The organism is Roseateles sp. (genome assembly GCF_047654805.1).
Classification (GTDB): Bacteria; Pseudomonadota; Gammaproteobacteria; order Burkholderiales; family Burkholderiaceae_C; genus Pelomonas.
Genome location: NZ_JASGIV010000001.1, coordinates 4,750,706 through 4,771,943, shown reverse-complemented (window position 1 = coordinate 4,771,943; position 21,238 = coordinate 4,750,706). Strand labels below are relative to the sequence as shown.

Here is a 21,238-nt window from a genome sequence, read left to right as displayed (position 1 = left end):
CGGGAAATCCTGCCGGATCCCGGGCGTTGGCAGCACTCAGAATGCGCCCCATGAAAGCCGCCCGCCGCTCCATCGCCTTTGTTTCCGGCGTCCTGCTCTATTGCTTCGGCGCCGCTGCCGCCGTGAAGTACGCCAGCACAGGCCTGCCGCGCCAGGTCTATGTGCAACTGGGCGGCCGCAACAGCCTGCCGGTCATGCTGGGCGAGGCCATTGCCATTGCCGTGGTGCTTCTCATCGTCGCCCTGATCTGGGCCTACCTGACGCTGCGTCCCCAGCGTCGCCGCCACAAGCCCTACGTGGCCTGGATGATGTCCGGCGTGGGCGCGGCCTGGGCGGGCTGGCTGATCTTCGGCGCCTTCAGCTTCGCACTGAAGCCGCGCGCCTATTCCGCGCCGCTGCAGAACATGCTGCTGTCGTCCAGTGCGGCGCCTCTGTTCGGTGCGCTGAACATCTTCGGCGTCGTCGCCGGCGTCTGGCTGGCGGGCCGCCTGGCCAAGAGGCGGCAGTTGCGCCTGCCCACCACGCGTTCGCGCAGCCGGCCGCAGGAGGACTCCGTGCAAGATGCCGGTGCGGACAGCACGATATCTTCCAGCATCGGCCCCCATACCGTGGCGCCGCCCACGGTGCGCTGAGCCATGCCGCGCGCGGTCTGCGCGCGCTGCGAGCGCCCGGCAACGACCTGCCTGTGCGCCACGCTGCCGGCGCCGCTGACCCATCGCACCGAGCTGCTGATCCTGCAGCACCCAGCCGAAGCCGGCCATGCGAAGAACACGGCGGCCTTCCTGACGCTGGGGCTGCAGTCCGCGCGGCTGCTGCGCGGCGAGGTGTTCGATGCCGAGCTGGCCGGACCGGGCACGGTGCTGCTCTACCCGGACGCGGCCAGTGCCGCCGGCACGGCGCGGGCGGCCGAGGTCCGGCGCCTGGTCCTGCTCGACGGCAGTTGGCGCCAGAGCCGCCGCCTGCTGGCGGCCAATCCCTGGCTGACCGGGCTGCCGCGGTTCACCCTGCCTGAGCGGGTGTCGCGCTACGCCATCCGCCGCGCCCACCGGCCCGGCCAGCTGTCGACGCTCGAGGCCGGCCTGCATGCGCTGGCCCTGCTGGAGGACGATCCGGCGCACTTCGCGCCGCTGTGGGCGGCCTTCGATCGCTTCGTCCAGGCCGGCCTTTACAGAAGGGAAATCGGTTTGGCCTAGGATTTCGGGATGTCTTCGTTCCTGCGACCCGCTTTCCTGGCCCTGCTGGCCGCCCCGCTGCTGGCCCTGGCCGCCCCTCCCGAGGCCGCGACCGAACATGTCAAGGCTCGCCTGGTGTCCAGCCAGGCAGCGGTTGCGCCGGGCCAGCGCTTCACGGTGGCGCTGGAGCAGGACATCAAGTCGCACTGGCACACCTACTGGCTCAACCCGGGGGATTCCGGCCAGGCCACCAGCATCGACTGGGCGGGCGCCGAGGCAGGCCCCATCCAGTGGCCGACCCCGTCCGTCCAGGCCATCGGCCCCATCGTCAACTATGGCTATGAGGGGCGCCCGGCCCTGCTGGTGGACCTGACCGTGCCCGCCGACGCCAGGCCCGGCGGCCGCTTCAAGCCGACGGCCGAGGTGCGCTGGCTGGTCTGCAAGGATGTCTGCATCCCCGAGCAGGTCTCGCTGGGCCTGGACCTGCCCGTCGTGGGTTCGGCCGCGCAAGCCACGGCTGGCGCCGATTCGGCGCAGGTGCAGGAGTGGCGTCGCGCCATCCCGACGCCCGCGCCCTTTGCCGTGCAGATCAAGGCCGCGCCGCAGGGCGTGCGGCTCAGCGGGCCGACCGAAGGCGTCACCAAGGCCTATTTCTTCGCCGACACCTGGGGTGCCGTCGCCCACAGCGCGCCGCAGCCATTGAAGGCCGAGGCGGGCGGCTGGGTGCTGGACATCCCGGCAGGCGACGAGCCGCTGCCGGCGGGCAAGCCGCTGTCGGGTGTCATCGCGCTGACGACGGCCGCCGGCGAGCAGGCCTGGACGGTGTCCCTTCCCATGCCCGAAGGGGCGGGCAAGGGACCCGGACCGGCCGACCTGGCGGCCCCTGCCGTCGCCGCCGCCGCGCCGGTTTCGGCTCCGGTGAGCGATCTCGGCCTGCTGCCGGCCCTGGCCCTGGCCCTCGTGGGCGGCCTGATCCTGAACTTGATGCCCTGCGTGTTCCCGGTGCTGTCCATCAAGGCGCTGGCCCTGGTTCGCGAAGGCAACCACAAGGCCGAAGGCCTGGCCTACACGGCCGGCGTGCTGGCCAGCTTCGTGCTGCTGGCGGCCGTGCTGATCGCGCTGCGCGCGGGCGGCCAGCAGGTGGGCTGGGGCTTCCAGTTCCATTCGCCGGTGTTCGTGCTGGTGGTGGCATATCTGCTCTTCCTCGTGGGCCTGAACCTGTCGGGCCTGTTCGAGATCGGCGGCAGCTTCACCGGCATCGGCTCGGGCCTGGCCGCGCGCCAGGGGCTGGCGGGCAGCTTCTTCACCGGCGTGCTGGCGGCTGTGGTCGCCACGCCCTGCACGGCGCCTTTCATGGGCGCGGCGCTGGCCTTCGCCCTGTCGCAGCCGGCGGCGGTGCTGCTGGCCGTGTTCCTGGCGCTGGGGCTGGGCCTGGCGCTGCCCTTCCTGGTGCTGGCCTTCTGGCCGGCGGCGCAGCGCTGGCTGCCGAGGCCCGGCGCGTGGATGGACCGCTTCAAGCAGTTCCTCGCCTTCCCGATGTATGCGGCCGTCGTCTGGCTGCTGTGGGTGCTGGCGCAGCAGACCGGGCCGGATGGCGTCGCGCTGGCGCTGGTGGGCCTGGTCGTGATCGCCTTCGGCCTGTGGTGGCGCCGTGCCAGCGGCGCGAGCGCGGTCGGCACGATTGCGGCGCTGGCCGGCGTGGTGCTGGCGCTGGGCGTGTCGGCCTGGATCAAGCCGGTTGGCGCCGACGCCGTGGCCGGCTCGAACGCGTCGGCCCACGAGCCCTACAGCGCCGAGCGCCTGGCCGAGCTGCGTGGTCAGAACAAGCCGGTGTTCGTCAACATGACCGCCGCCTGGTGCATCTCCTGCCTCGTCAACGAGCGCGTGGCGCTGTCGCGGCCCGAGGTGGGCGAGGCCTTCGCCAAGGCCGGCGTCACCTACCTGAAAGGCGACTGGACCCGCGAGGATCCGAACATCACCGCCGTCCTCAAGGCCCATGGCCGTTCTGGCGTACCCCTGTACCTCTACTACGCGCCGGGCGCCGCCGAGGCCCAGGTGCTGCCGCAGATCCTCACCCCCGGCCTCGTCGTCGAGGCTGTTTCCGCCCCCGCCCCCGCTTCCAGGAGTTAGCCATGACCTTGCTTCGCCGCAGCCTGCTCACCGCCCTGATCCTGCCTGCCCTGGCCCATGCCAGCGCCAGCGTGGATGCGCCCGCGCCCGCCTTCACGGCCACCACGGCCGACGGCAAGACCGTCAACCTGGCCGACTACAAGGGCAAGACCGTGGTGCTGGAGTGGACCAACCACGACTGCCCCTACGTGAAGAAGCACTACGGCAGCGGCAACATCCCAAGCCAGCAAAAGGCCGCGGCCGCACAGGGTGTCGTCTGGCTGCAGGTCATCTCCTCGGCGCCGGGCCAGCAGGGCTTCGTCGACGGTGCCACGGCCCAGAAGCTCAACACCGACCGCGGCGCCGCACCCGCAGCGACGCTGCTGGACCCCAAGGGCGAGCTCGGCAAGCTGTACGGTGCGCAGACGACGCCGCACATGTACGTCATCAAGGCTGATGGCACGCTGGCCTACAAGGGCGGCATCGACAGCATCGCCACCGCCAAGGTGGAGGACATCGCCAAGGCCGAGCCCTACGTCACCGAGGCCCTGGCCGCCGTGGCCGCGGGCCGCAAGGTCGAGAAGGCCAGCACGCGGCCCTATGGCTGCAGCGTCAAGTACGCGAGCTGACGCCGCCTAGAAGACGGACAGCCCCGTCCGCTCGACGAACAGCTCCAGCGCACGGCGGCCGAGCATGGAGTTGCCCGTGCCGTCCAGCGCGGGCGACCACACGCACAGCGTGAGGTGGTCGGGCACCACGGCCACGATGCCGCCGCCCACGCCACTCTTGCAGGGCAGCCCGATGCGGAAGGCGAACTCGCCAGCCGCGTCGTAAGTGCCGCAGGTCAGCATCAGCGCGTTCACGCGCCGTGTCTGCGCTGCGCTGAGCACGGGCGTGCCGGCCAGCGGGTGGCGGCCGTCGCGGCACAGGTAGCCGGCCGCGCAGGCCACCTGCTCGCACGTCATCGCCAGGGCGCACTGGTTGAAGTAGACGTCCAGCACCGTGGCCACGTCGTTGTCCAGCGTGCCGAAGCCTTTCATGAAGTTGGCCAGCGCCGTGTTGCGAAAACCCGTGTCCGCCTCGGATCGCGCGACCTCGGCGTCGACCGGGACGGGCTCGCCGCACAGCCGGCCGAGCAGCGCCAGCAGTTCGGCCTTGGCGTCGCCCAGCGATACCAGCCGGTCCGCCACTGCAATGGCGCCGGCATTGATGAAGGGGTTGCGCGGGATGCCGCGCTCGGTCTCCAGCTGCACCAGCGAGTTGAACGGGCTGCCCGAGGGCTCGCGGCCGATGCGCTCCCAGAGCTTCTCGCCCAGCGACCGGATCGCCAGCGTCAGCGAGAACACCTTGGACATGCTCTGTATGGAGAAGGGGGTCGCGCTGTCGCCGGCCGCCGCAGTCTCGCCCGCGCAGGTGCGCAGCGCGATGCCGAACTGCAGCGGCGACACCCGCGCCAGCGCCGGGATGTAGCCCGCCACCTTGCCGCCCTGGCCCAGCAGCGGGCGCAGCTCGGCATTGATGCCGTCGAGGATGCGTTGGAAGTCCATGGCGCGGGATTCTCGGGCTTCAGAATGCCGGCCCATGCAAGCCCTGCTCGACACCATCGCCACGGTGACCTTCCCCGCTGATGCCCAGCGCCTCTTCCACGGCCGCGGCGGCCGCCATCCCGGCTGCGAGCATCTCGCGCTGGACGCCTACCCGCCGGTGCTGCTGCTGACCAGCTTCAAGCCTTTGGCCGATGCGGCGCTGGTCGCCGTCGGTGCAGCCCTCGCGGCGCGCTGGCCCGAGGCGCCCTGGGTCTTCCAGTGCCGACAGGAGGGAGGACGCATCGAAACCCGGCTGATGGCGGGTGCCGTGCCACAGCCGCACGTCGTCGCCGAGGCCGGCGCGCGCTACCTCGTGCACCTGCTGCGCGGGCAGAACCACGGGCTCTTCCTCGACATGGCCGAAGGCCGGCGCTGGGTGCGCGAGCAGGTGCGGCCGGGTGCCAAGGTGCTCAACCTGTTCGCCTACACGTGCGCCTTCTCGGTGGCGGCACTGCAGGCCGGCGCGGCCGAGGTGGTCAATGTGGACATGGCGTCGGGCGCGCTGGCGATCGGGCGCACCAACCACGAGCTCAATGGCCTGAACGGCCGTGCAGGAGGCGGCGCGAAGTTCCTCGCCCACGACATCTTCAACTCGTGGGGCAAGCTGACGCGCGGCGGCCCCTACGACCTCGTCGTCTGCGACCCGCCCAGCTTCCAGAAGGGCAGCTTCGTCGCGACCAAGGATTACGCCCGCCTTGCCCGGCGGCTGCCCGCGCTGCTGGCGCCGGGGGGCCAGGCGCTGCTGTGCCTGAATGCGCCGGAGCTCGGCGTGGACTTTCTGCGCGACGTGGTGGCGCAGGACGCGCCGGAGCTGGTGTACCTGGGGCGGGTGGACAACCCGCCAGCGTTCGCCGACATCGCGCCGGAGCGTGCGCTGAAGGTATTGGCCTACCGCATGCCCGACCCCGCCAGCTGATACCGCGGCGTGTTGCCGCAGCAACGGAGAGGGCCAGGCTGCCCCCCCTGAACGCGGGAGGGGGCAGGCCCCCTTGCCAACTCCGCAAACGCCGTTTTCCCCAATGGCCATGGGCCTTGGCGGGCCGGTGGCCGTCCCGTGTGCGACGGCTAATTCCGACATGGTAGTAAAACTTTCCCAATCCGTAAAAATCTATGGTCACCCCCGTTTTTGCAAGGGCTGAATGCAGGTTGAGGTGAAGATGGTTTGCGTAAATCTATCCGGCGTCTGGATAGGGATCGTTGATCCCTGCGCCACGATGAGAGTCGCACCTGGCAGTCCTTAAAAAAGCCTCGGCGTTGGTCGCCGTTTTTACGATCTGGATGCCTGCCAGGCCGAATGGGCCGTTCACGTCATCACTGCTACAGCGGTCGCAAAACCTGTTGGGTGCCCCGGTTGGGGTTGAAGAGCAGAAGGGAGCTGGAGTTCAGGCGGCTGCCGGTTCTGGTCGCAACTTGCCCGGCTCATAGACCGAGTGCCCGCGCGCCAGCGCCCAGGCCATGCGCGCGAGCTTGTTAGCCAGCGCGCAGGCAACGACGTTGGAGTGACGGCGCGTGAGCAGCGCGTGCACCCAGTCGGCCAGCGGGCTCGGGTGTTTATGCATGCACAGCATGAAGACCCGGGCGCACTGCACGAGCAGCCGTCGCATGTTCTTGTCGCCGCGTTTGCTGATGCCCAGCAGCGTGGCCTTGCCGCCGGTGCTGTACTGGCGCGGCACCAGCCCGAGCGAGGCCGCGAAGTCGCGACTGCTGGCGAACTGATGCCCGTCGCCCATCTTGGCGGCCAGCACGCTGGCGGTGATGGGCCCCACGCCCGGCAGCGTCATGAGCCGCTGGCCCAGGTCGTCCTCGTGAACTTGCTGGCTCAGTTGCTTCTCGACTTCGGCGATCCGCCCGTCGAGGTACTTGAAGTGCTCGTGAAGACGCTCCAACACTGACACGAACTGTGGCGGGAGATCCTCATGCTCGGCCAACAGCGCCGGCAGCCGCTTGATAACGGCGAAGCCGACAGGCAGACCAATGCCGAACTCCAGCAGGAAGCCGTGCATCTGGTTGGCGGTCTTGGTGCGATCGTGAACCAGTGACTCACGCACACGGTGCAGCATGGACAGCGTCTGCTGTGCCTCGGTCTTGGGGACGACAAAGCGCATGGTGGGCCGCGAGGCGGCCTCGCAGATCGCCTCGGCGTCGATGAAGTCGTTCTTGTTGCCCTTCACGAACGGACGCACGTACTGGGGCGAGATCAGCTTGACCTCGTGACCCATCGCGATGAACTTGCGCGCCAGGTAGTGCGCGCCGGCGCAGGCCTCCATCACGGCCGTGCAGGGATGGAACTTGGCGAAGAACTCGACCAACTGCTTGCGGTTGAGCTTCCTGCGGAACACGGCCAGGCCCTTGCGGTCCTGGCCGTGCAGGTGAAACGAATGCTTGCCCAGGTCGATGCCGACCAGCGTCACAGAGTCCATGATGACCTCCGCCACATAGAAGAACACCCCGGCAACTTATGTCACCGGGGTGTTCGGGGCAAACACGGAGATGGGGGTGACCATCTCATTAAAGCCTCACTACGCTCGCGCCGCGCGTCGGGAAGGGTCCTGGCGCCCGTTCATGAACCACCGAGCCAGACCGCCATGCAAATTCGCACCCTCGCCCTCGCTGCCTTCGCGGCCGCCAGCTTCCACGCCCAGGCCGACACCGTCGCGCTGTGGGACTTCAACACCTTCAGCTGTTCCAGCGCCTGTACCGATCTGCCCAAGGGGGCGACCGCCAACGGCGGCAAGATGAGCATGGTGGGGGGCGCCACGTTCACGTCGGCCGGCGGCTCGGGGACGGGCAGCGCCTTCAATACCACCACGTACGCCGCCCAGGGCGCGGGCGACTTGACCCGTGGCGTGCAGTTCATGGTCGACACCTCGGGCTACACCGACCTGGTGCTGAGCTTTTCCCAGCGCAACAGCGATACCGCTTCGGCCTGGACTGCGCTGCAGTACACGGTCGACGGCAGCACCTGGCTCAACGCCACCACGTTCCTGATGCCCTCGAACAAGTCCACGAGCTTCGTCGACGGCCTTCGCTTTGACTTCAGCAGCATTCTTGAAGCCAACAACAACGAGAGCTTCGGTGTTCGTTTCCTGGCGACCTTTGCTCCGGGCACCAGCGAGTACATCGGGACCAAGGACAGTCTGGCGAGTGCGTACCGCACGTCCGGGACCATCCGCTATGACAACGTGATGTTCAGTGGCACCGCGATCCCCGACACCGCGCCCATCCCCGAGCCGCAGACCTATGCGCTGATGCTCGCCGGGCTGGCCGCCGTCGGCCTGTTGGCGCGCCGCCGCCGCGCGGGCTGATCGCCGCCGGCCCACCCGCTCCAAGCCAAGAACATCCACCTCTGCCATTGAGGACGTCGTGAACGCTCAATCCCTTTCCTTGCGCCCCCTCGTGGCGTGCATGCTGCCCTTGCTGCTGGTCGCCTGCGGCGGCGCCAACGAACCCGCCGCCACGGCGGCGGCAACCGCCTCCGACACCATGTCGAGGGCGGCGTCGGTCGACGCCAGTGCCAAGCACCCGGACCACCACGAGTTCGAGGCCGAGCTGCAGGTGCCCTTCGTCAGCACCGTCGCCAGCGGCGCGCGCCGCTTCAGCGTGGCGATGAACTACCTGGGCGCGCCGGAGGGAGAGCAGTTCGCCTACCGGCTGGAACTGGTGGCGCCCGACGGCCGCATCGTGCAGACCTACAACGGCATCGCGCGCTACGCCGGCAAGCCGGTGCTGCTGGACTTCGACTGGGCCGGCCGCGGCGAGAAGTCGTCGCTGGCCGATGGCGTCTATGAAGCCCGGCTGACGGCGTTCGCCGTCGCTGCCGACGTGCTCGCCAAGGGCGACACCGACGACGCGCGCGTGCAGTCGCTGATGAACGCGGACGAGCACGGCCACGAGCCGCACACCGAGTCCTTCAAGTTCGTGCTCGGCGCCGCACCTGTGGCCAAGATGCCGGCCTACCGTGCCATGGCCATGGGCAGCCAGCTCGGCGAGGGCGAGGAGCCGCGCGCCAAGGCCCTCGCGGCCTCGGCCATCGCGAGCTGGCCGTACACGGTGTACTACGGCTCGCTGCATGGCCAGACCAACGACTCCGACGGCGGTGGCGACCTGGCCACCTGCAACTCCTCGCAGGCGGCGCAGAGCGGCAAGTTCGGCCCCGACGCCGCCTTCCCCTACGCCAAGGGCCGTGGCCTGGACTTCTTCGCCAACACCGACCACAACCACTATTTCGACGGCAGCTCGGGCCTGGGCAGCATCCCGGCCGCGACGGCCAAGGGCCGCTATTCCGCCGGCGTGACCATCGCCACCAACTACACGGCCGCCAACCCCGGCTTCCTGGCCATGTACGGCATGGAATGGGGTGTCATCAGTGGTGGCGGTCACCTGAACATCTTCAACAGCGACGAGCTGTACTCATGGGAGTACGACCCGAGCAACCAGCTCTACGGCCACCGCTTCGTCGCGAAGAACGACTACGCGACGCTGTATTCGGTGATGCGCGCGGCCGGCCAGGTGGGCCAGTTCAACCACCCCGACACCTCGGGCCAGTTCATCATCAACGGCACCGACTTCGGCTATACCGCCGATGGCGACGAGGTCATGGTGCTGGCCGAGATCTCCAACACCAGCGCCTTCTCCAACAAGACCGATGAGTCCCAGCAGCCAGGCTCTGGCTACGAAAGCGCCTTCCGCAAGATCCTGGAGCGCGGCTTCCACGTGGCGCCGGCCACCAACCAGGACAACCACTGCGCGAACTGGGGTGCGTCGTACACCAATCGCACGGCCGTCCTGATCCCCAACGGCACCGCGCTGACCAAGGCCAGCTTCGTCGATGCACTGCGCGCCCGCCGCGTGTTCGCGACGCATGACAAGAACTCGCAGGTGGTGTTCAGCGCCAACGGCGCGATCATGGGCTCGCGCATCGGCAATACCGGCGTGCTGAACCTGAACGTGGGCTTCGCCAACACGACCGGCAAGACCGTGTCGCTGGTGGAGATCTGGCAGGGTGTCCCTGGCCGCAACGGCACCATGACAGTGCTGTCCAACAGCGCCACCTACAGCCACACGCCCACCAACGGCCCGCACGTCTACTACGCCAAGCTGACGCAGAGCGACGGCAAGATCCTGTGGTCCGCACCGATCTGGGTGAACCAGGGCGTTGTCGACAACGGCGACACCACGCCGCCCACCGTCAGCGCCAGCCAGACCGGCAGCAGCGGCACCATCACGCTGTCGGCCACGGCCAGCGACAACGTCGGCGTGACCAAGGTCGAGTTCTGGGTGGATGGCGCGCTCAAGGGCACGGCCACCGCGGTGCCGTACAGCTTGACGCTGGACTCGCGCTCGCTGCCCAACGGCACGCACAGCCTGGTCGCCAAGGCCTTCGACGCTGCGGGCAACAGCGCGTCTTCCACGCCGGTCAGCTTCGACATCCTGAACGCCGGTGCGTCCGGCAGCGAGGCGGAGCCCAACAACACCATCGCCACCGCGAACGCCCTGGGCACGGCGACGACGGTCACCGGCTTCATCAGCAGCGCCAGCGACAAGGACTACTTCAAGGTCGACCTGCCGGCCGGCAAGAAGATCCGTGTCGACATGACGGGCCCCAGCGGCCTGGACTACGACCTCTACCTGGTCACGTCCACCGGCGCCGGACTTGCATCGTCCGAAGGCAGCACCGCCTCCGAGTCGCTGACCTACACCAATGGCAGCACGGCCCGCACGGTCTACATCAAGGTGCAGAGCTACGGCGGCTTCAGCGCCGCGACGGCCTACACGCTGACGATCAGCTACCCCTGAGCGGCGGCAGCTTGAGTGACTGAAGGGGCCCTCGGGGCCCCTTCTTCACGGCTGCCCGCTCAGGCGAGCTTGCCCAGTTCCGCCAGCAGCCGGGTGCGCGCCGCCGGATCAGCGACGGCCTCCGCCAGCCGGTTGAAGAACACCGCGCGGCTGTCCGTGCCGGCCGCAGCGCGCTTGACCAGCACCTTGGCGATGGGGCCCACGTGCTGCGCGAGCAGCGGCGCGACCTTGTCCATCAGCGCCTCGTTCAGCGGTCCGCCAATGGCCGTGCCGCTGCTCGAGCCGGGCATGGAGGGAACACTGGCCGTGCCGCCGCCGGCCGTCTTCACGCTGCCGCCCGTGACCAGGCTGGCCTGGCCGAGGAAGGCGTCGCGCGCGCGCGGGTCGCTCACCTGTTCGGCCAGCTTGGCATAGAGCTCGTTGAGATCGGCGCATTCGCGTGCGGCCCGGCGCACCAGCACGCTGGCGAGCGGGCCGACGTGGCGGGCCAGTGACTGTTCGGCCTGGGTCAGCTGTGCCCTGTCCCAGTGGCTGGGCGGCGGCGTACCCGTGGACGCGCTGCCCACCGACGGCGGCGCGAAGGTGGGCGGAGACAGCGGCGGGCGTGCGGGGCGCGGCGGGGCCATCATGACCGTCGTCTCCCAGCTGCTGTCGTCGATGCGCCGGCCCACGCCGTCGAGCAGCGCCTGCTTGAACTCGTCGGCCGTCGCGAAGCGGTCCTCGGCACGCTTGGCCAGGGCTCGCGCGACGATGGCATCGAACCAGCGGGGGCGGCCCGAGCCGTCCACGGCCGAGGGGGGCTCGGGCGGCTCGTTGACGACCTTGTACATCAGCGACTCGGTCGTGCCGGTGAAGGGCGTGCGACCGGTCAGCAGCTGGTAGAGCACCACGCCGGCGCCGTAGATGTCCACGCGCCGGTCCATTGGCTTGCCGAGGAACTGCTCGGGCGCCATGTAGCTTGGCGTGCCCACCATGTAGTGCGTCTGGGTGAGGTTGGTGCTCTCGATGCGCGCGATGCCGAAGTCGGCCACCTTCAGGCGGCCGGCCGTCGTCATGATGATGTTGGCCGGCTTGACATCGCGATGCCAGACGCCCTTCTCGTGGGCGTGGCCCAGGGCGTCGAGCAGTTGGCTCATGATGCCGGGAATGTCGGTGTCGGTGAAGCGCAGCTTGGCGCTCAGATAGCTGGCCAGCGAGCGGCCCTCGACGAACTCCATCGCGATGTAGGCGATCTGCCGGTCCCGTCCGAAGTCGTAGACGGCGACGATGCCCGGATGGCCCAGCCGCCCGGCGGCCTGGGCTTCGTTGCGAAAGCGCGAGGCCGGCGCGCCGGGACTGTCGTCCTCGGCGTCCAGGCTCGTGCGTATGGTCTTGAGGGCGACGGTGCGCTGGATGTCGGGGTCGAAGCCCTTGTAGACGACGCCCATCGCGCCTTCACCCAGGACTTCGGTGATGCGGTACTTGCCGAGCTGCGTCGGATGCTTCGTCGTGGCCATGGAAGGGAAATGGGTGCGGTCAGGCGTCCAGCAGCTTCATGGCCTGCACGACGCTGGCACGCATGCGCGAGAACGAGTCGGACAGCGTCGCGATCTCGTCCTTGCCGCGGGTCCTGAACTCGGGGGCGTCCAGGTCGCCCTGGCTGACGCGGTCGGCCAGCGCCGAGAGTTGGGTGACGGGGCGGACCACCAGCATCCAGATCATCAGGTTGAGCACGATGCCCACTGCGACGAACACGCCGACCAGCGATGTGATGAAGACCTTGAAGGTCTGCTCTGCGCGCTGCAGCGGCACGCCCAGCGGCACGGAGACGACCTGGGCGCCGATGACTTCATTGAGGTTCCAGCCGAAGCCGTTGGCCGGGCCGTACTTGGCCACCATGGTGGCGGGTGCTGCCTCAACGCTGCTGTGGCAGGCCAGGCAGGCGGGGTCGGTGATGCGCAGCGGGCGGGCGATGTACAGCGACGGGCCGGCGGGGGTGTCGCGCGTACCGACGGTTTCCTTCAGGTCGGCCGAGGAGCGGAACTGGCCGACGATGTCCACCTCCCAACTCGTGGCGCGGTCACGCGGGTTGGTGGGGTTGAGCGTCGCCTCCTTGTAGGCGAACTCGGGGTGGTTGGCCAGCAGCGTGCCCAGCACCTCGGTGGCCGAGTAGCTGGGCACAGTCTGCGGCAGGAACTCGGTGGCCATCTGCGATGCCAGCAGTGGCTTGATCTGCGTGTTGGTGTAGTTGCGAACGGCCAGTGCCTTCTCCATGAGCATGCGGGCGCTTTCGACGACCTCCTGCTGGGCATTGTTCTGCAGCAGGTTGCGCGCGATGTAGCCGCTCAGGGCGATGCCCAGGCCCATCACGACCAGGTAGACGAGATTGAATTTCGCGAGCAGTTTCATGGAGCCTCTCCCAGAGGTTGGCAATGGTAGTGCGCCGACGAGGGGCGGCGGCTTCGCGGTGGTCTGCCTGAGGCTTCCGCCGCGGTCCGCACAAGCAAAAAAAACGCGCCCGACCGGAAGCCGGCTGCCCTGGGCCGCCCTGGGCTGCCCTGGAGCGACCTTGAGTGGCTTGAGTGCCCTTGATCGCCTGGGCACGTCGATCAGCCATTGAGCGGTCCGGGTGCGTGAGCATGTGCACCACACACCAGATCGACCCGGCCGTGCATGCTCCCTCGGCGCTGACTACGCGCTTGGCCGACTGGCGCAGAGGGCCGGTTGGCGGCGGCTCGCGCCCGGAGGCCTCCCGGGCGAGCACCTGGCCGGGGCGGCGTTCGTCACGTATTGTCGAGGCGTGCTGCTCTTGGCGCCGACCAGGCGGAACGGCGCGCGTGCGCCGGGACCGTCAGCCTGCCAGTGCCTGGCCTCGTGCGAGCCTGCAGTACCTCGAGGCTGAACCCGCCCGGCTTGCGGCCGCCCCGCATCGTCGCGCAGCAGGGTGCGTGTCAATGGACCTCGAAGGTGCCGGCCAGCGAGGCCGCCGAGCTGTTGCCGACATACACGTCGAACACAGCCGCATCCTGCACGAACGATCGCGTCGATGCAGCCCAGTAGCGCAGGTCATGCGGTTGCAGCTTGAAGCGGATGGTGCGTGTCTGGCCCGGCGCGAGGGTCACCCGCTCAAATCCCTTGAGTTCGCGGACCGGCCGTGCCGCCGTGCCGTAGCGTTGATGGATGTACAGCTGAACCACCTCATCAGCTTCGTGCTCACCTGCGTTGCTGACATCGACGCTGACGGTGATGGATTCGCCGACGGCAATGCGTGTCTTGTCGGTCTGCAGCCTGGAGAACGTGAAGGTCGAGTAGCTCAGGCCGTGGCCGAACACGTACAGCGGCGTGCTCGGCTCATTCCAGTAGCGTTCGCCGGCCGTCCTCGGTTGATGAGTCTTCAGGTGGGCGTACGGCATCGGGATCTGGCCAATGTTGCGCGGCCAGTTGAACGGCAGCTTGCCGCCAGGGGACACATCCCCGAAGAGCAGGTTGGCTACGGCGGCACCGCCTTGAGTGCCGGGATACCAGATGGTCATCAGCGCTGCGGGCTTGCTGCCCTTCAGGTCCAGGGGGCGTGCGGCCATCAAGAGCACCACGACCGGCGTGCCTGTGGCGAGAACGGCGTCGAGCAGCTCTTGCTGGCGACCGGGCAAGTCCAGGGAGGACCGAGACGCCTGCTCGCCGATCATCAGCTGCTCTTCCCCAAGTACCAGCACCGCGATGTCGGACGTGCGGGCCAGTTCGACCGAACGGCGAATCTCGGCGTCGTCGTCGACCTGGACGCGCGGGACCTCCTTGTGCGGGCTGGAGTCGAAGATGGACTTGTGCAGACGCGCGGGCATCGTGGCGCCCGGCGAGTAGTCAACACGCACACCCTTGCCGACTTTGGCCCTGATGCCATTGAGGACGGTCACGGTCTCCCGGTCGTCCTGGTCGAAGACCCAGGGTCCCGTTGTGTCGCGCGCCGAGTCGGCCAACGGGCCGATGACGGCGATCGACTGGAGGACCGCGCCGTTCAGTGGCAGCACGCCGCCGTCGTTGTGCAGCAGCACGGCCGAGCGCTCGGCAGCGACACGCGCCACCACGCGATGCTGCGGATCGTTCAGCACGCGCTCGGCCTCGTCAAGGTCGACGTAGGGGTTCTCGAACAAGCCCATGCGAATCTTGGCCTCGAGCACGCGGCGCACGGCGTCGTCGACGGCGTCAACTGAGACCTTGCCTTCAGCAAGGCTCTTCGGGAGCGTCTTGAAGGCCGAGGTGCCGAAAGGCGGCGCCATCTCCATGTCGACGCCGGCGATGAGGGCGCGGATGCCCGCGTCCTCCAGGCTGGATGCGAACTCGTGAGTCTGCAGGTCATGCGCCGAGCCGGCGTCAGTCACGATGAAACCCTTGAAGCCCCAGGTCTCGCGCAGCACGTTGGTGAGCAGCCAGTGGTTGCCCGTGGCAGGCACGCCATTGAGTCCCATGTAGGCGCTCATGATGTTGCCGGCGCCGGCATCCACCGCGGCCTTGAACGGCGGCAGATAGACGTTCCAGAGTTCGCTGTCCGACAGGTTGACTTCGTCGTAGTCGCGACCGCCGATGGAGGCGCCGTAGCCAGCGAAGTGCTTTGGGCCGGCGATGATGGTTCCCGGCGTGCCGATGCCCGCTCCCTGAAAGCCGCGGACCTGGGCTGCCGCCATCGCGCTGCCGAGGTAGGGATCCTCGCCCGCGCCCTCGATCATGCGCCCCCAGCGGGGGTCACGTGCGATGTCGACATTGGGTGCAAAGGTCCAGTGGATGCCGACGGCGCGGGCCTCCCGAGCCGCGACAGCCTGACTTTGCTCGGCCAGCTTCGGGTCCCAGCTGGCCGCCAGCGCGATAGGCACCGGCATGATGGTGCGCAGGCCGTGGATGACGTCGTAGCCGAACAGCAGCGGTATCTTCAGGCGTGTCTTCTCGACGGCGGTTTGCTGCAGTCGATGAAGTTCACGGGCGTCGTGGACGAACAGCAGCGACCCGGCCCGCGCCGCAGCCATCTCCGCCTCAACGCGCGCAGCCTCCTCGGCAACGCTGAGAAAGTCGAAGTACTGGGTGATCTGTCCAGCCTTTTCCTCGGGGGTCATCTCCGCGATGAGCGCATCGGCGCGGGCGCGCACCTCCATGTCGCTCAGCGGCCTGAAGCCCTGGCCTGCGTCGCCCTCACCGGGGATGGGCGAGGAGCTGGGCGCGGCACCGGGAATTGCGGTGACGGTGAGCGGGGGGACGGTCTTCATGAACGGACTCCTGGGGCGGCGATGTAGACGCTTGGCGTTGCGACGGAACGGGCCGGCGTCCCCGCCCGAAGGGGGCGTCCGGCGGGGTTGGGATGGGCTGCTGTTGCTCAACCACGATTCACAGGGAAGGGCGGGAGCCGTGCGCTGATGGCGGCGCAGGCAACCGCCAGCGCCGCACACACCGCGTAGCTGGCGCGAACGGCGTCCGCGATGGCGTTCCTCGACAGGACAAGCATCTCGCCTGGATCGGCGCCCGACTGTGTGGCGGCCTGCTTGAGCTTGAGGATTCCTCCGGGCTGCAGCAGCACCTGAGGCGAGTCGAGCAGGCTGGCCAGCGCGGCATGCCCCGCGCCCGCCGCAGCCAATGCGTCGGTCACGGAGCTGCGGAAGAGAGACGCAACGAGCGCCCAGCCCAGGGCCGCGCCCAGCAGGCCACCGAGCAGCCTTGACGCCTGTCCCAGCGCCGACGCGAGGCCGCCGTTTTGCCGGCTGGTCAGCACGAGGATGTGCTGAGTGAAATTGGGCAGGAGGAAGCCGAACGCGGTGCCGCAGATGCCCAGGCTCAGCGCGATGTACGCCGTGGAATGCCCTGCGTCGCCGACGGCCATCAGCATGCACCCCGTTGCGAGGAGAAGGTGCCCTCCCACCATGAGTCCCTCCGCGCGATCCATGCGCATGGCGAGGCGGGCGTTGGCGACGCTGGCGATGGTGATGCACAGCAGGAGCGGCGTCATGACGGCGCCGGCCTCATCTGCCGACAGTTGCAGCCCCGCCTGGAGGAGCAGCGGCGTCGTGAACAAGAGCATGTTGAGCACGAGGCCAGCCATTGTTCCGAGCGCGAGCAGTTGCAGCGTTCCGCCGCTGGCCCGCACCTCCGCCGGAACGATGGGTGCCGCGCAATTCCGCTGTCGGCGTATGAACAGGTAGGCCGAGACCGTGGCTATGCCGATGCAGGCCAGCGCCGACGGCGACGTCAGGCCCGCTCCTTCGATGGCCCCGGACCACAGGACCAAGACGATCAGCGACACCGCGAGCAGGACGACCGACGTCGCGTCGACGCGGCGCTCCATTGCCTCGTGGTGTTCGACAAGCGGGAAGAAACGCCAGGTTGTGAACCAGGCCAGCAACGCCACCGGCACCGCAGCCAGGAACACCCAACGCCAAGTGGCGTGCTCGGTCAACCAGCCCCCAAGCCAGGGGCCCACGCCCTGTGCAAGGGCAAAGCCGACGGAGTGCATGAGCTGCCAGCGCATGCGGTCCACGGGTTCGGGAAACAGGTCCGCGATGCAGGCCGACAGGACGCCGACGATCATGCCGCCGCCGCGCGCGCGCGATGATGAGCTGCTCCATGGTTTGCGCTGCTGCGCAGGCTGCGGACATCAACGAAAACGTGGCGACCGCCCATAGCAGGATGCGCTTGCGGCCATGCAGGTCGCCCAGCCTGCCAACGACGGGAATGGCGACGATGCTCGTGAGCAGGTATGCGGTGGCTGGCCAGGCGTACAACTCGAAGCCTTGCAGTTCTGCTGCCATTCTGGGCAGCGCCGTGCTGACCGCGGAGCCGTTCAACGCCGTCAGCATGTAGACGAGTGTCACGCCGAGCATGGCCAGGAACGACTCCCGCGGGCTGCGCTTCGCGGCGCTCGCCGCGGCCATGCTCGGTGTCAAGGACGTCACTGCCCTGCTGCTTGAGGGTCTTCGACCCTGACGATGTTCGGGCAGCCGCCGCGCAGCGGCTCGATGTGGCTCTCAGGTACATCGTGCTCGACGAGCATGAGCTCGATGTCCTGGAGCCCGCAGATGCGGTGCGTGGACTTTGTCGTGAACTTGTGGTTCATCGCCAGGACCACGCAGTGCTGGGTCACATCAAGTACCACCCGCTTGAACAGGGCATCCGAATGCAGGTCGGCCGTGGCGCCGAACTGGGCGTCTATCCCTGCGGTGCCAAGGAAGCAGCGGTCGATGCGCAGCGCACTAGCGCCCTGGACTGCGACGAGATCGACGCAGCCTCCGATGGTCGGGTCGACCGTGCCTCCGAGCATGATGAGCCTCAAGTCCGGTCGCCGCAGCACTGCGGAGGCGATATCGATGGAGTTCGTGACCACGAGCAGCTCCTGGTCTTCAGGCAGGAACTCGGTCAGTGCCAGGTTGGTGCTGCCGGCGTCCAGGAACACCACCTCGCCAGGCAGGATGGATTCGGCGGCGCGTCGTGCCAGGGCTTGCTTGCGAGCCTTGTCCTTGTCGATGCGCGCAAACATCGGCTGGTTGTGACCGGACACCGGCAGCGCTCCGCCATAGACGCGGCGGCACAGGCCCTCGGCGGCCAGTGCTCGCAGGTCGCGCCGGATGGCGTCCTCGGAGACTGCGAATTCGGCGGCGAGGGCGGCGGCCACGACCGGTTCTCCTTGCGCAAGTCGGTTGGCGATGACGTCTCTGCGGCCCAGCGGAAGTTCGGAGTTCATGGGGTCATCTTAATTGTGCACGTTTGGTTTTGCAAACCATGCATAATCGTGCAAACAGGCCGGGCGCATGCCAATTCGGCGAGGACATCGATGGAAAGCAAGACCAAGAACGTGAAGACCTGGGCGCAGATCGACGCCATGGCGCGCAAGGGGTTTCGTGGCGTCGGTCTGCAGCCGGGCGCCGACGCGGTGCGCGAGCTGAAGGACGGCTGGTTCAACGCGGCTTACGCCGTGCGCCTGGTCGACGGCCGCGAGGCCGTCCTCAAGATCGCGCCGGCTGCGCAGGCGCAGGTGATGCGCTACGAGCGCAACATCATGCTCACCGAGGTGGCCATCATGCGTCTGGTGCGCCAGAACGCTGGCATCCCGGTGCCGGAGATCTACTTCTGCGACGACGCGCGTGACGTGTGCGACTCAAGCTACTTCTTCATGGAGAAGATCGAAGGCCAGAACCTCGACCACGTCCACGAGGCGATGAGCCCGGACCAGAAAGCCGCCATCGATCGCGAAATCGGCGCAATCATCCGGGAGATCAACACATTCAAGGGCAGCTTCTTCGGGTACGACGGCAATCCAGAACTGCGTGCCGACAGCTGGAAGGCGGCGTTCCTGAAGATCATGGATTCGGTGTTCGCCGATGCGGCAGACAAGTCGGTCGTCTTCGACTACGGCTACGACGCGCTGCGTGCGGCTGTTGAGAAGCACGCGGAGGCACTCGACGAGGTGACGCAGCCCTGCCTCGTTCACTGGGACGCATGGAAGCCCAACTTCTTCGTCGAGCAGGGGCGAGTCAAGGGAATCATCGACTTCGAACGTGCCTTGTGGGCTGAGCCTTTGATGGAGGCGCAGTTCAGGTCGCTGTGCTGGGAGGGTGTGACCCAGGCCATGCTCGGCTACGGCAAGACCGAGTTCACGGCAAACGAGATGCGCCGCTCATGGCTGTATCTGCTGCACCTCGCGCTGGTGATGCACGTCGAGTGCTACTTCCGCCACTACGGCAGCGATGAGGTACTTAACAAGTCCAGGGAGCTGATTGCCTCGGCGATGGCCTGGCTGCAGGCCAACTGATCCGACCCTTGAATCCAGACCCGAAGAGGATGACCGTGACCAAGACCGAGAAGCAGAAGATGCTGGCTGGCGAGTACTACAACGCCGGCGATGCCGAGATCCAGGCCGACCAGGCCGCCGCGCGAGAGTGGATGGACCGCTACAACCTAACCCCAGGGCTGACGGGCGCTCAGCGGCAGGCGATGCTGCGCGAGGGGCTTGGCGAGGCTGGCGAAGGCGTGGCCATCCGTCCGCCGCTGCATCTCGACTACGGCTACAACACCAGGGTGGGGCGTGGCGTTTTCATGAACTTCGGCTGCGTCATCCTCGACGTCGTGACTGTTGAGATTGGCGACATGACGCAGATCGGCCCTGGTGTGCAAATCCTCACCGCCGACCATCCGCGCGATCCGGCACTGCGTGCGCAGGGATTGGAATTCGGCCGGCCCATCAAGATCGGCAGGAATGTGTGGATCGGCGGCGGCGCGCTCATCATGCCCGGCGTCACGGTCGGCGATGACGCGCTGATCGGAGCCGGTGCCGTTGTCACCAAGGACGTGCCAGCGGGCGCGACCGTGGCGGGCAATCCCGCCCGGATTCTCAAACGTCAAGAGGTTGAAGGGGGCTGACTCCGCGGCCAGCACAGCAATGTGGTCGCGCCTGCGCCCTGGCGGCGATGTGGTGCCGCATCCCAGGTCCGGCCCAATGCCCAGGGGCGGGCGAGCATGGAGGATGCCGCGGCGCAGTCCTTCGAGGATGCGCCGGGGCTCCACTTGGTCCTTGCACCTCGGCAATTTCGCATCAAGCCACGTGCAGGGCGCCGCGCTTGATGCGCCGGCCCGCGCGTTCGATGCGGCGCCAGCCGCTGTTGTCGTTCAGTGTGATCCAGCGTCTTTCTTCGGCGCGGTAGAACCAGTCCTTGTCCTGTTGGTAGTAGACCTGTGAGCCGCTGGCTTCCCAGATATTGCAGATCTCGTTGCTGTGCGCGTGCACCTCGTCGAAATCGGTGGTCGCCTTCTGGCCCATCTCGCTGTAGCAGGCGTTGAGCTGCAGCAGCAGGGCGTTCACGTCGGCCGGCATGCGCTCGGCGCGCAGGCCGATCTTGACCGCCTCATCCAGCAGGATGGGGTAGCTGTGCGATGGGTAGTTGCCGTTCAGCGCCGTCGAGATCGCCTCGGCCTTGGCCCCATCGTCGATGTGGTACGCAAGCAGCTCGCGGCACAGCATCAGCGACAGTGACTCGGCCCGGTCCACGGCGCCGATGACGAGAGGGTGCACATACTGGAACAGCGACTTGTAGGCGTTCTCGGGTGGGGCTTGTTCAGCACCCTGCTCGTCGCGCCACAGGCGGACGACGCGCAGCAGCTCGTTCTGGCTGACGCTGACGCGGTCGTTGTCGCGGTCCACGGGCGACAGCGCGTGATTGAGCGACGTGTCCACGGCGGTCAGGTAGGCCGTCGGGCCCATCTGGATGCCGTCGCAGCCCAGGGCCACCATGGTCGCGGCCGAGGCGCATTCCAGCGGTACGAGCGCGACGAGACGCCGGCACTGCTGGCGCAGCAGGTTCACGAGGCGCAGCGAGGTCTGGCCGCTGCCGCCGTCCGACTTCAGGAACAGGTAGATGGTGTCGTGCCGGCCGAGCCGTTCGAGCACGTGGTACAGCGCCACGACGTCGTTGGCGCAGACCGAGCCGCGCGGGCCGTTCCAGTAGGTCACGAGCGGGCCGCCCAGCGTGTCGGCCAGCCGCTGGATGAGCGACTGGGTCTTGCTGAACAGCACGGGAGGTTGCTTGACCGGTACCTCCACAACCGGCAGGGTTTCGCTTTTCATGATGT

The 21,238-nt window shown here is 67.9% G+C and carries 17 protein-coding genes and 1 pseudogene; 9 read left to right on the top strand and 9 right to left on the bottom strand.

Features of this window, described 5'->3' with window-relative positions; genetic code table 11:
• Positions 1-50: 50 nt before the first annotated feature.
• From QM732_RS21480 to QM732_RS21465, 4 genes are read left to right on the top strand one after another with little or no spacing between them, the layout of a single operon-like run.
• Positions 51-632, top strand: a complete 582-nt coding sequence (locus tag QM732_RS21480) for a hypothetical protein (RefSeq protein ID WP_415658124.1) — start codon at positions 51-53, stop codon at positions 630-632.
• A gap of 3 nt (positions 633-635) precedes the next feature.
• Entirely contained in the window at positions 636-1,193 is a 558-nt protein-coding gene (locus QM732_RS21475) for a tRNA-uridine aminocarboxypropyltransferase (protein ID WP_415658123.1), read from the top strand.
• A 9-nt stretch (positions 1,194-1,202) separates the two neighbouring features.
• Positions 1,203-3,302: a protein-disulfide reductase DsbD family protein gene (locus tag QM732_RS21470; protein ID WP_415658122.1), complete on the top strand. Its 2,100-nt coding sequence runs from the start codon at positions 1,203-1,205 to the stop codon at positions 3,300-3,302.
• Positions 3,303-3,304: 2 nt separating this feature from the next.
• Positions 3,305-3,910, top strand: a complete 606-nt coding sequence (locus tag QM732_RS21465) for a redoxin domain-containing protein (RefSeq protein WP_415658121.1) — start codon at positions 3,305-3,307, stop codon at positions 3,908-3,910.
• 6 nt (positions 3,911-3,916) lie between these two features.
• Here QM732_RS21465 and QM732_RS21460 read toward each other — a convergent pair whose 3' ends face one another.
• Positions 3,917-4,828 carry a glutaminase gene (locus tag QM732_RS21460; protein ID WP_415658120.1) on the bottom strand — a complete coding sequence of 304 codons (912 nt, stop codon included), beginning with the start codon at positions 4,826-4,828 and terminating at the stop codon, positions 3,917-3,919.
• A 34-nt stretch (positions 4,829-4,862) separates the two neighbouring features.
• On the opposite strand from QM732_RS21460, the gene QM732_RS21455 reads away from it, so the two are divergent.
• Complete coding sequence (locus QM732_RS21455; RefSeq protein WP_415658119.1) at positions 4,863-5,783, top strand: class I SAM-dependent methyltransferase; 921 nt, start codon at positions 4,863-4,865, stop codon at positions 5,781-5,783.
• Positions 5,784-6,249: 466 nt separating this feature from the next.
• Here QM732_RS21455 and QM732_RS21450 read toward each other — a convergent pair whose 3' ends face one another.
• On the bottom strand, positions 6,250-7,287 hold the full coding sequence (locus QM732_RS21450) for an IS110 family transposase (RefSeq protein WP_415654893.1): 1,038 nt from the start codon (positions 7,285-7,287) through the stop codon (positions 6,250-6,252).
• A gap of 165 nt (positions 7,288-7,452) precedes the next feature.
• On the opposite strand from QM732_RS21450, the gene QM732_RS21445 reads away from it, so the two are divergent.
• Positions 7,453-8,172 carry a PEP-CTERM sorting domain-containing protein gene (locus tag QM732_RS21445; protein WP_415658118.1) on the top strand — a complete coding sequence of 240 codons (720 nt, stop codon included), beginning with the start codon at positions 7,453-7,455 and terminating at the stop codon, positions 8,170-8,172.
• Between the two features lie 100 nt (positions 8,173-8,272).
• Positions 8,273-10,663, top strand: a complete 2,391-nt coding sequence (locus tag QM732_RS21440; RefSeq protein WP_415658117.1) for a CehA/McbA family metallohydrolase — start codon at positions 8,273-8,275, stop codon at positions 10,661-10,663.
• Between the two features lie 59 nt (positions 10,664-10,722).
• Here QM732_RS21440 and QM732_RS21435 read toward each other — a convergent pair whose 3' ends face one another.
• The 6 genes and pseudogenes from QM732_RS21435 to QM732_RS21410 form a co-directional block, all read right to left on the bottom strand.
• On the bottom strand, positions 10,723-12,159 hold the full coding sequence (locus tag QM732_RS21435) for a serine/threonine-protein kinase (RefSeq protein ID WP_415658116.1): 1,437 nt from the start codon (positions 12,157-12,159) through the stop codon (positions 10,723-10,725).
• Between the two features lie 19 nt (positions 12,160-12,178).
• Positions 12,179-13,051: a DUF3365 domain-containing protein gene (locus tag QM732_RS21430; RefSeq protein WP_415658115.1), complete on the bottom strand. Its 873-nt coding sequence runs from the start codon at positions 13,049-13,051 to the stop codon at positions 12,179-12,181.
• 542 nt (positions 13,052-13,593) lie between these two features.
• Positions 13,594-15,894 carry a beta-glucosidase BglX gene (bglX, locus tag QM732_RS21425; RefSeq protein ID WP_415658114.1) on the bottom strand — a complete coding sequence of 767 codons (2,301 nt, stop codon included), beginning with the start codon at positions 15,892-15,894 and terminating at the stop codon, positions 13,594-13,596.
• A 107-nt stretch (positions 15,895-16,001) separates the two neighbouring features.
• Positions 16,002-17,207, bottom strand: a complete 1,206-nt coding sequence (locus QM732_RS21420; protein WP_415658113.1) for an MFS transporter — start codon at positions 17,205-17,207, stop codon at positions 16,002-16,004.
• Between the two features lie 22 nt (positions 17,208-17,229).
• Positions 17,230-17,475 (bottom strand): annotated as a pseudogene (locus QM732_RS21415) (MFS transporter); the annotation flags it as partial.
• 92 nt (positions 17,476-17,567) lie between these two features.
• Positions 17,568-18,356, bottom strand: a complete 789-nt coding sequence (locus QM732_RS21410; protein ID WP_415658112.1) for a DeoR/GlpR family DNA-binding transcription regulator — start codon at positions 18,354-18,356, stop codon at positions 17,568-17,570.
• A 90-nt stretch (positions 18,357-18,446) separates the two neighbouring features.
• Between QM732_RS21410 and QM732_RS21405 the strand changes: the two genes are divergently transcribed.
• Positions 18,447-19,424: a phosphotransferase family protein gene (locus QM732_RS21405; RefSeq protein ID WP_415658111.1), complete on the top strand. Its 978-nt coding sequence runs from the start codon at positions 18,447-18,449 to the stop codon at positions 19,422-19,424.
• A 29-nt stretch (positions 19,425-19,453) separates the two neighbouring features.
• Positions 19,454-20,032: a sugar O-acetyltransferase gene (locus QM732_RS21400; protein ID WP_415658110.1), complete on the top strand. Its 579-nt coding sequence runs from the start codon at positions 19,454-19,456 to the stop codon at positions 20,030-20,032.
• A gap of 172 nt (positions 20,033-20,204) precedes the next feature.
• On the opposite strand, the gene QM732_RS21395 is transcribed toward QM732_RS21400, so the two are convergent.
• On the bottom strand, positions 20,205-21,233 hold the full coding sequence (locus QM732_RS21395; RefSeq protein WP_415658109.1) for a hypothetical protein: 1,029 nt from the start codon (positions 21,231-21,233) through the stop codon (positions 20,205-20,207).
• Between the last annotated feature and the right edge of the window lie 5 nt (positions 21,234-21,238).

Coding starts and splice junctions, on each gene's coding strand:
- QM732_RS21480 (WP_415658124.1), top strand. CDS start 51: ATGAAAGCCGCCCGCCGCTCCATCGCCTTTGTTTCCGGCGTCCTGCTC.
- QM732_RS21475 (WP_415658123.1), top strand. CDS start 636: ATGCCGCGCGCGGTCTGCGCGCGCTGCGAGCGCCCGGCAACGACCTGC.
- QM732_RS21470 (WP_415658122.1), top strand. CDS start 1,203: ATGTCTTCGTTCCTGCGACCCGCTTTCCTGGCCCTGCTGGCCGCCCCG.
- QM732_RS21465 (WP_415658121.1), top strand. CDS start 3,305: ATGACCTTGCTTCGCCGCAGCCTGCTCACCGCCCTGATCCTGCCTGCC.
- QM732_RS21460 (WP_415658120.1), bottom strand. CDS start 4,828: ATGGACTTCCAACGCATCCTCGACGGCATCAATGCCGAGCTGCGCCCG.
- QM732_RS21455 (WP_415658119.1), top strand. CDS start 4,863: ATGCAAGCCCTGCTCGACACCATCGCCACGGTGACCTTCCCCGCTGAT.
- QM732_RS21450 (WP_415654893.1), bottom strand. CDS start 7,287: ATGGACTCTGTGACGCTGGTCGGCATCGACCTGGGCAAGCATTCGTTT.
- QM732_RS21445 (WP_415658118.1), top strand. CDS start 7,453: ATGCAAATTCGCACCCTCGCCCTCGCTGCCTTCGCGGCCGCCAGCTTC.
- QM732_RS21440 (WP_415658117.1), top strand. CDS start 8,273: ATGCTGCCCTTGCTGCTGGTCGCCTGCGGCGGCGCCAACGAACCCGCC.
- QM732_RS21435 (WP_415658116.1), bottom strand. CDS start 12,159: ATGGCCACGACGAAGCATCCGACGCAGCTCGGCAAGTACCGCATCACC.
- QM732_RS21430 (WP_415658115.1), bottom strand. CDS start 13,051: ATGAAACTGCTCGCGAAATTCAATCTCGTCTACCTGGTCGTGATGGGC.
- bglX (WP_415658114.1), bottom strand. CDS start 15,894: ATGAAGACCGTCCCCCCGCTCACCGTCACCGCAATTCCCGGTGCCGCG.
- QM732_RS21420 (WP_415658113.1), bottom strand. CDS start 17,207: ATGATCGTCGGCGTCCTGTCGGCCTGCATCGCGGACCTGTTTCCCGAA.
- QM732_RS21410 (WP_415658112.1), bottom strand. CDS start 18,356: ATGAACTCCGAACTTCCGCTGGGCCGCAGAGACGTCATCGCCAACCGA.
- QM732_RS21405 (WP_415658111.1), top strand. CDS start 18,447: ATGGAAAGCAAGACCAAGAACGTGAAGACCTGGGCGCAGATCGACGCC.
- QM732_RS21400 (WP_415658110.1), top strand. CDS start 19,454: ATGACCGTGACCAAGACCGAGAAGCAGAAGATGCTGGCTGGCGAGTAC.
- QM732_RS21395 (WP_415658109.1), bottom strand. CDS start 21,233: ATGAAAAGCGAAACCCTGCCGGTTGTGGAGGTACCGGTCAAGCAACCT.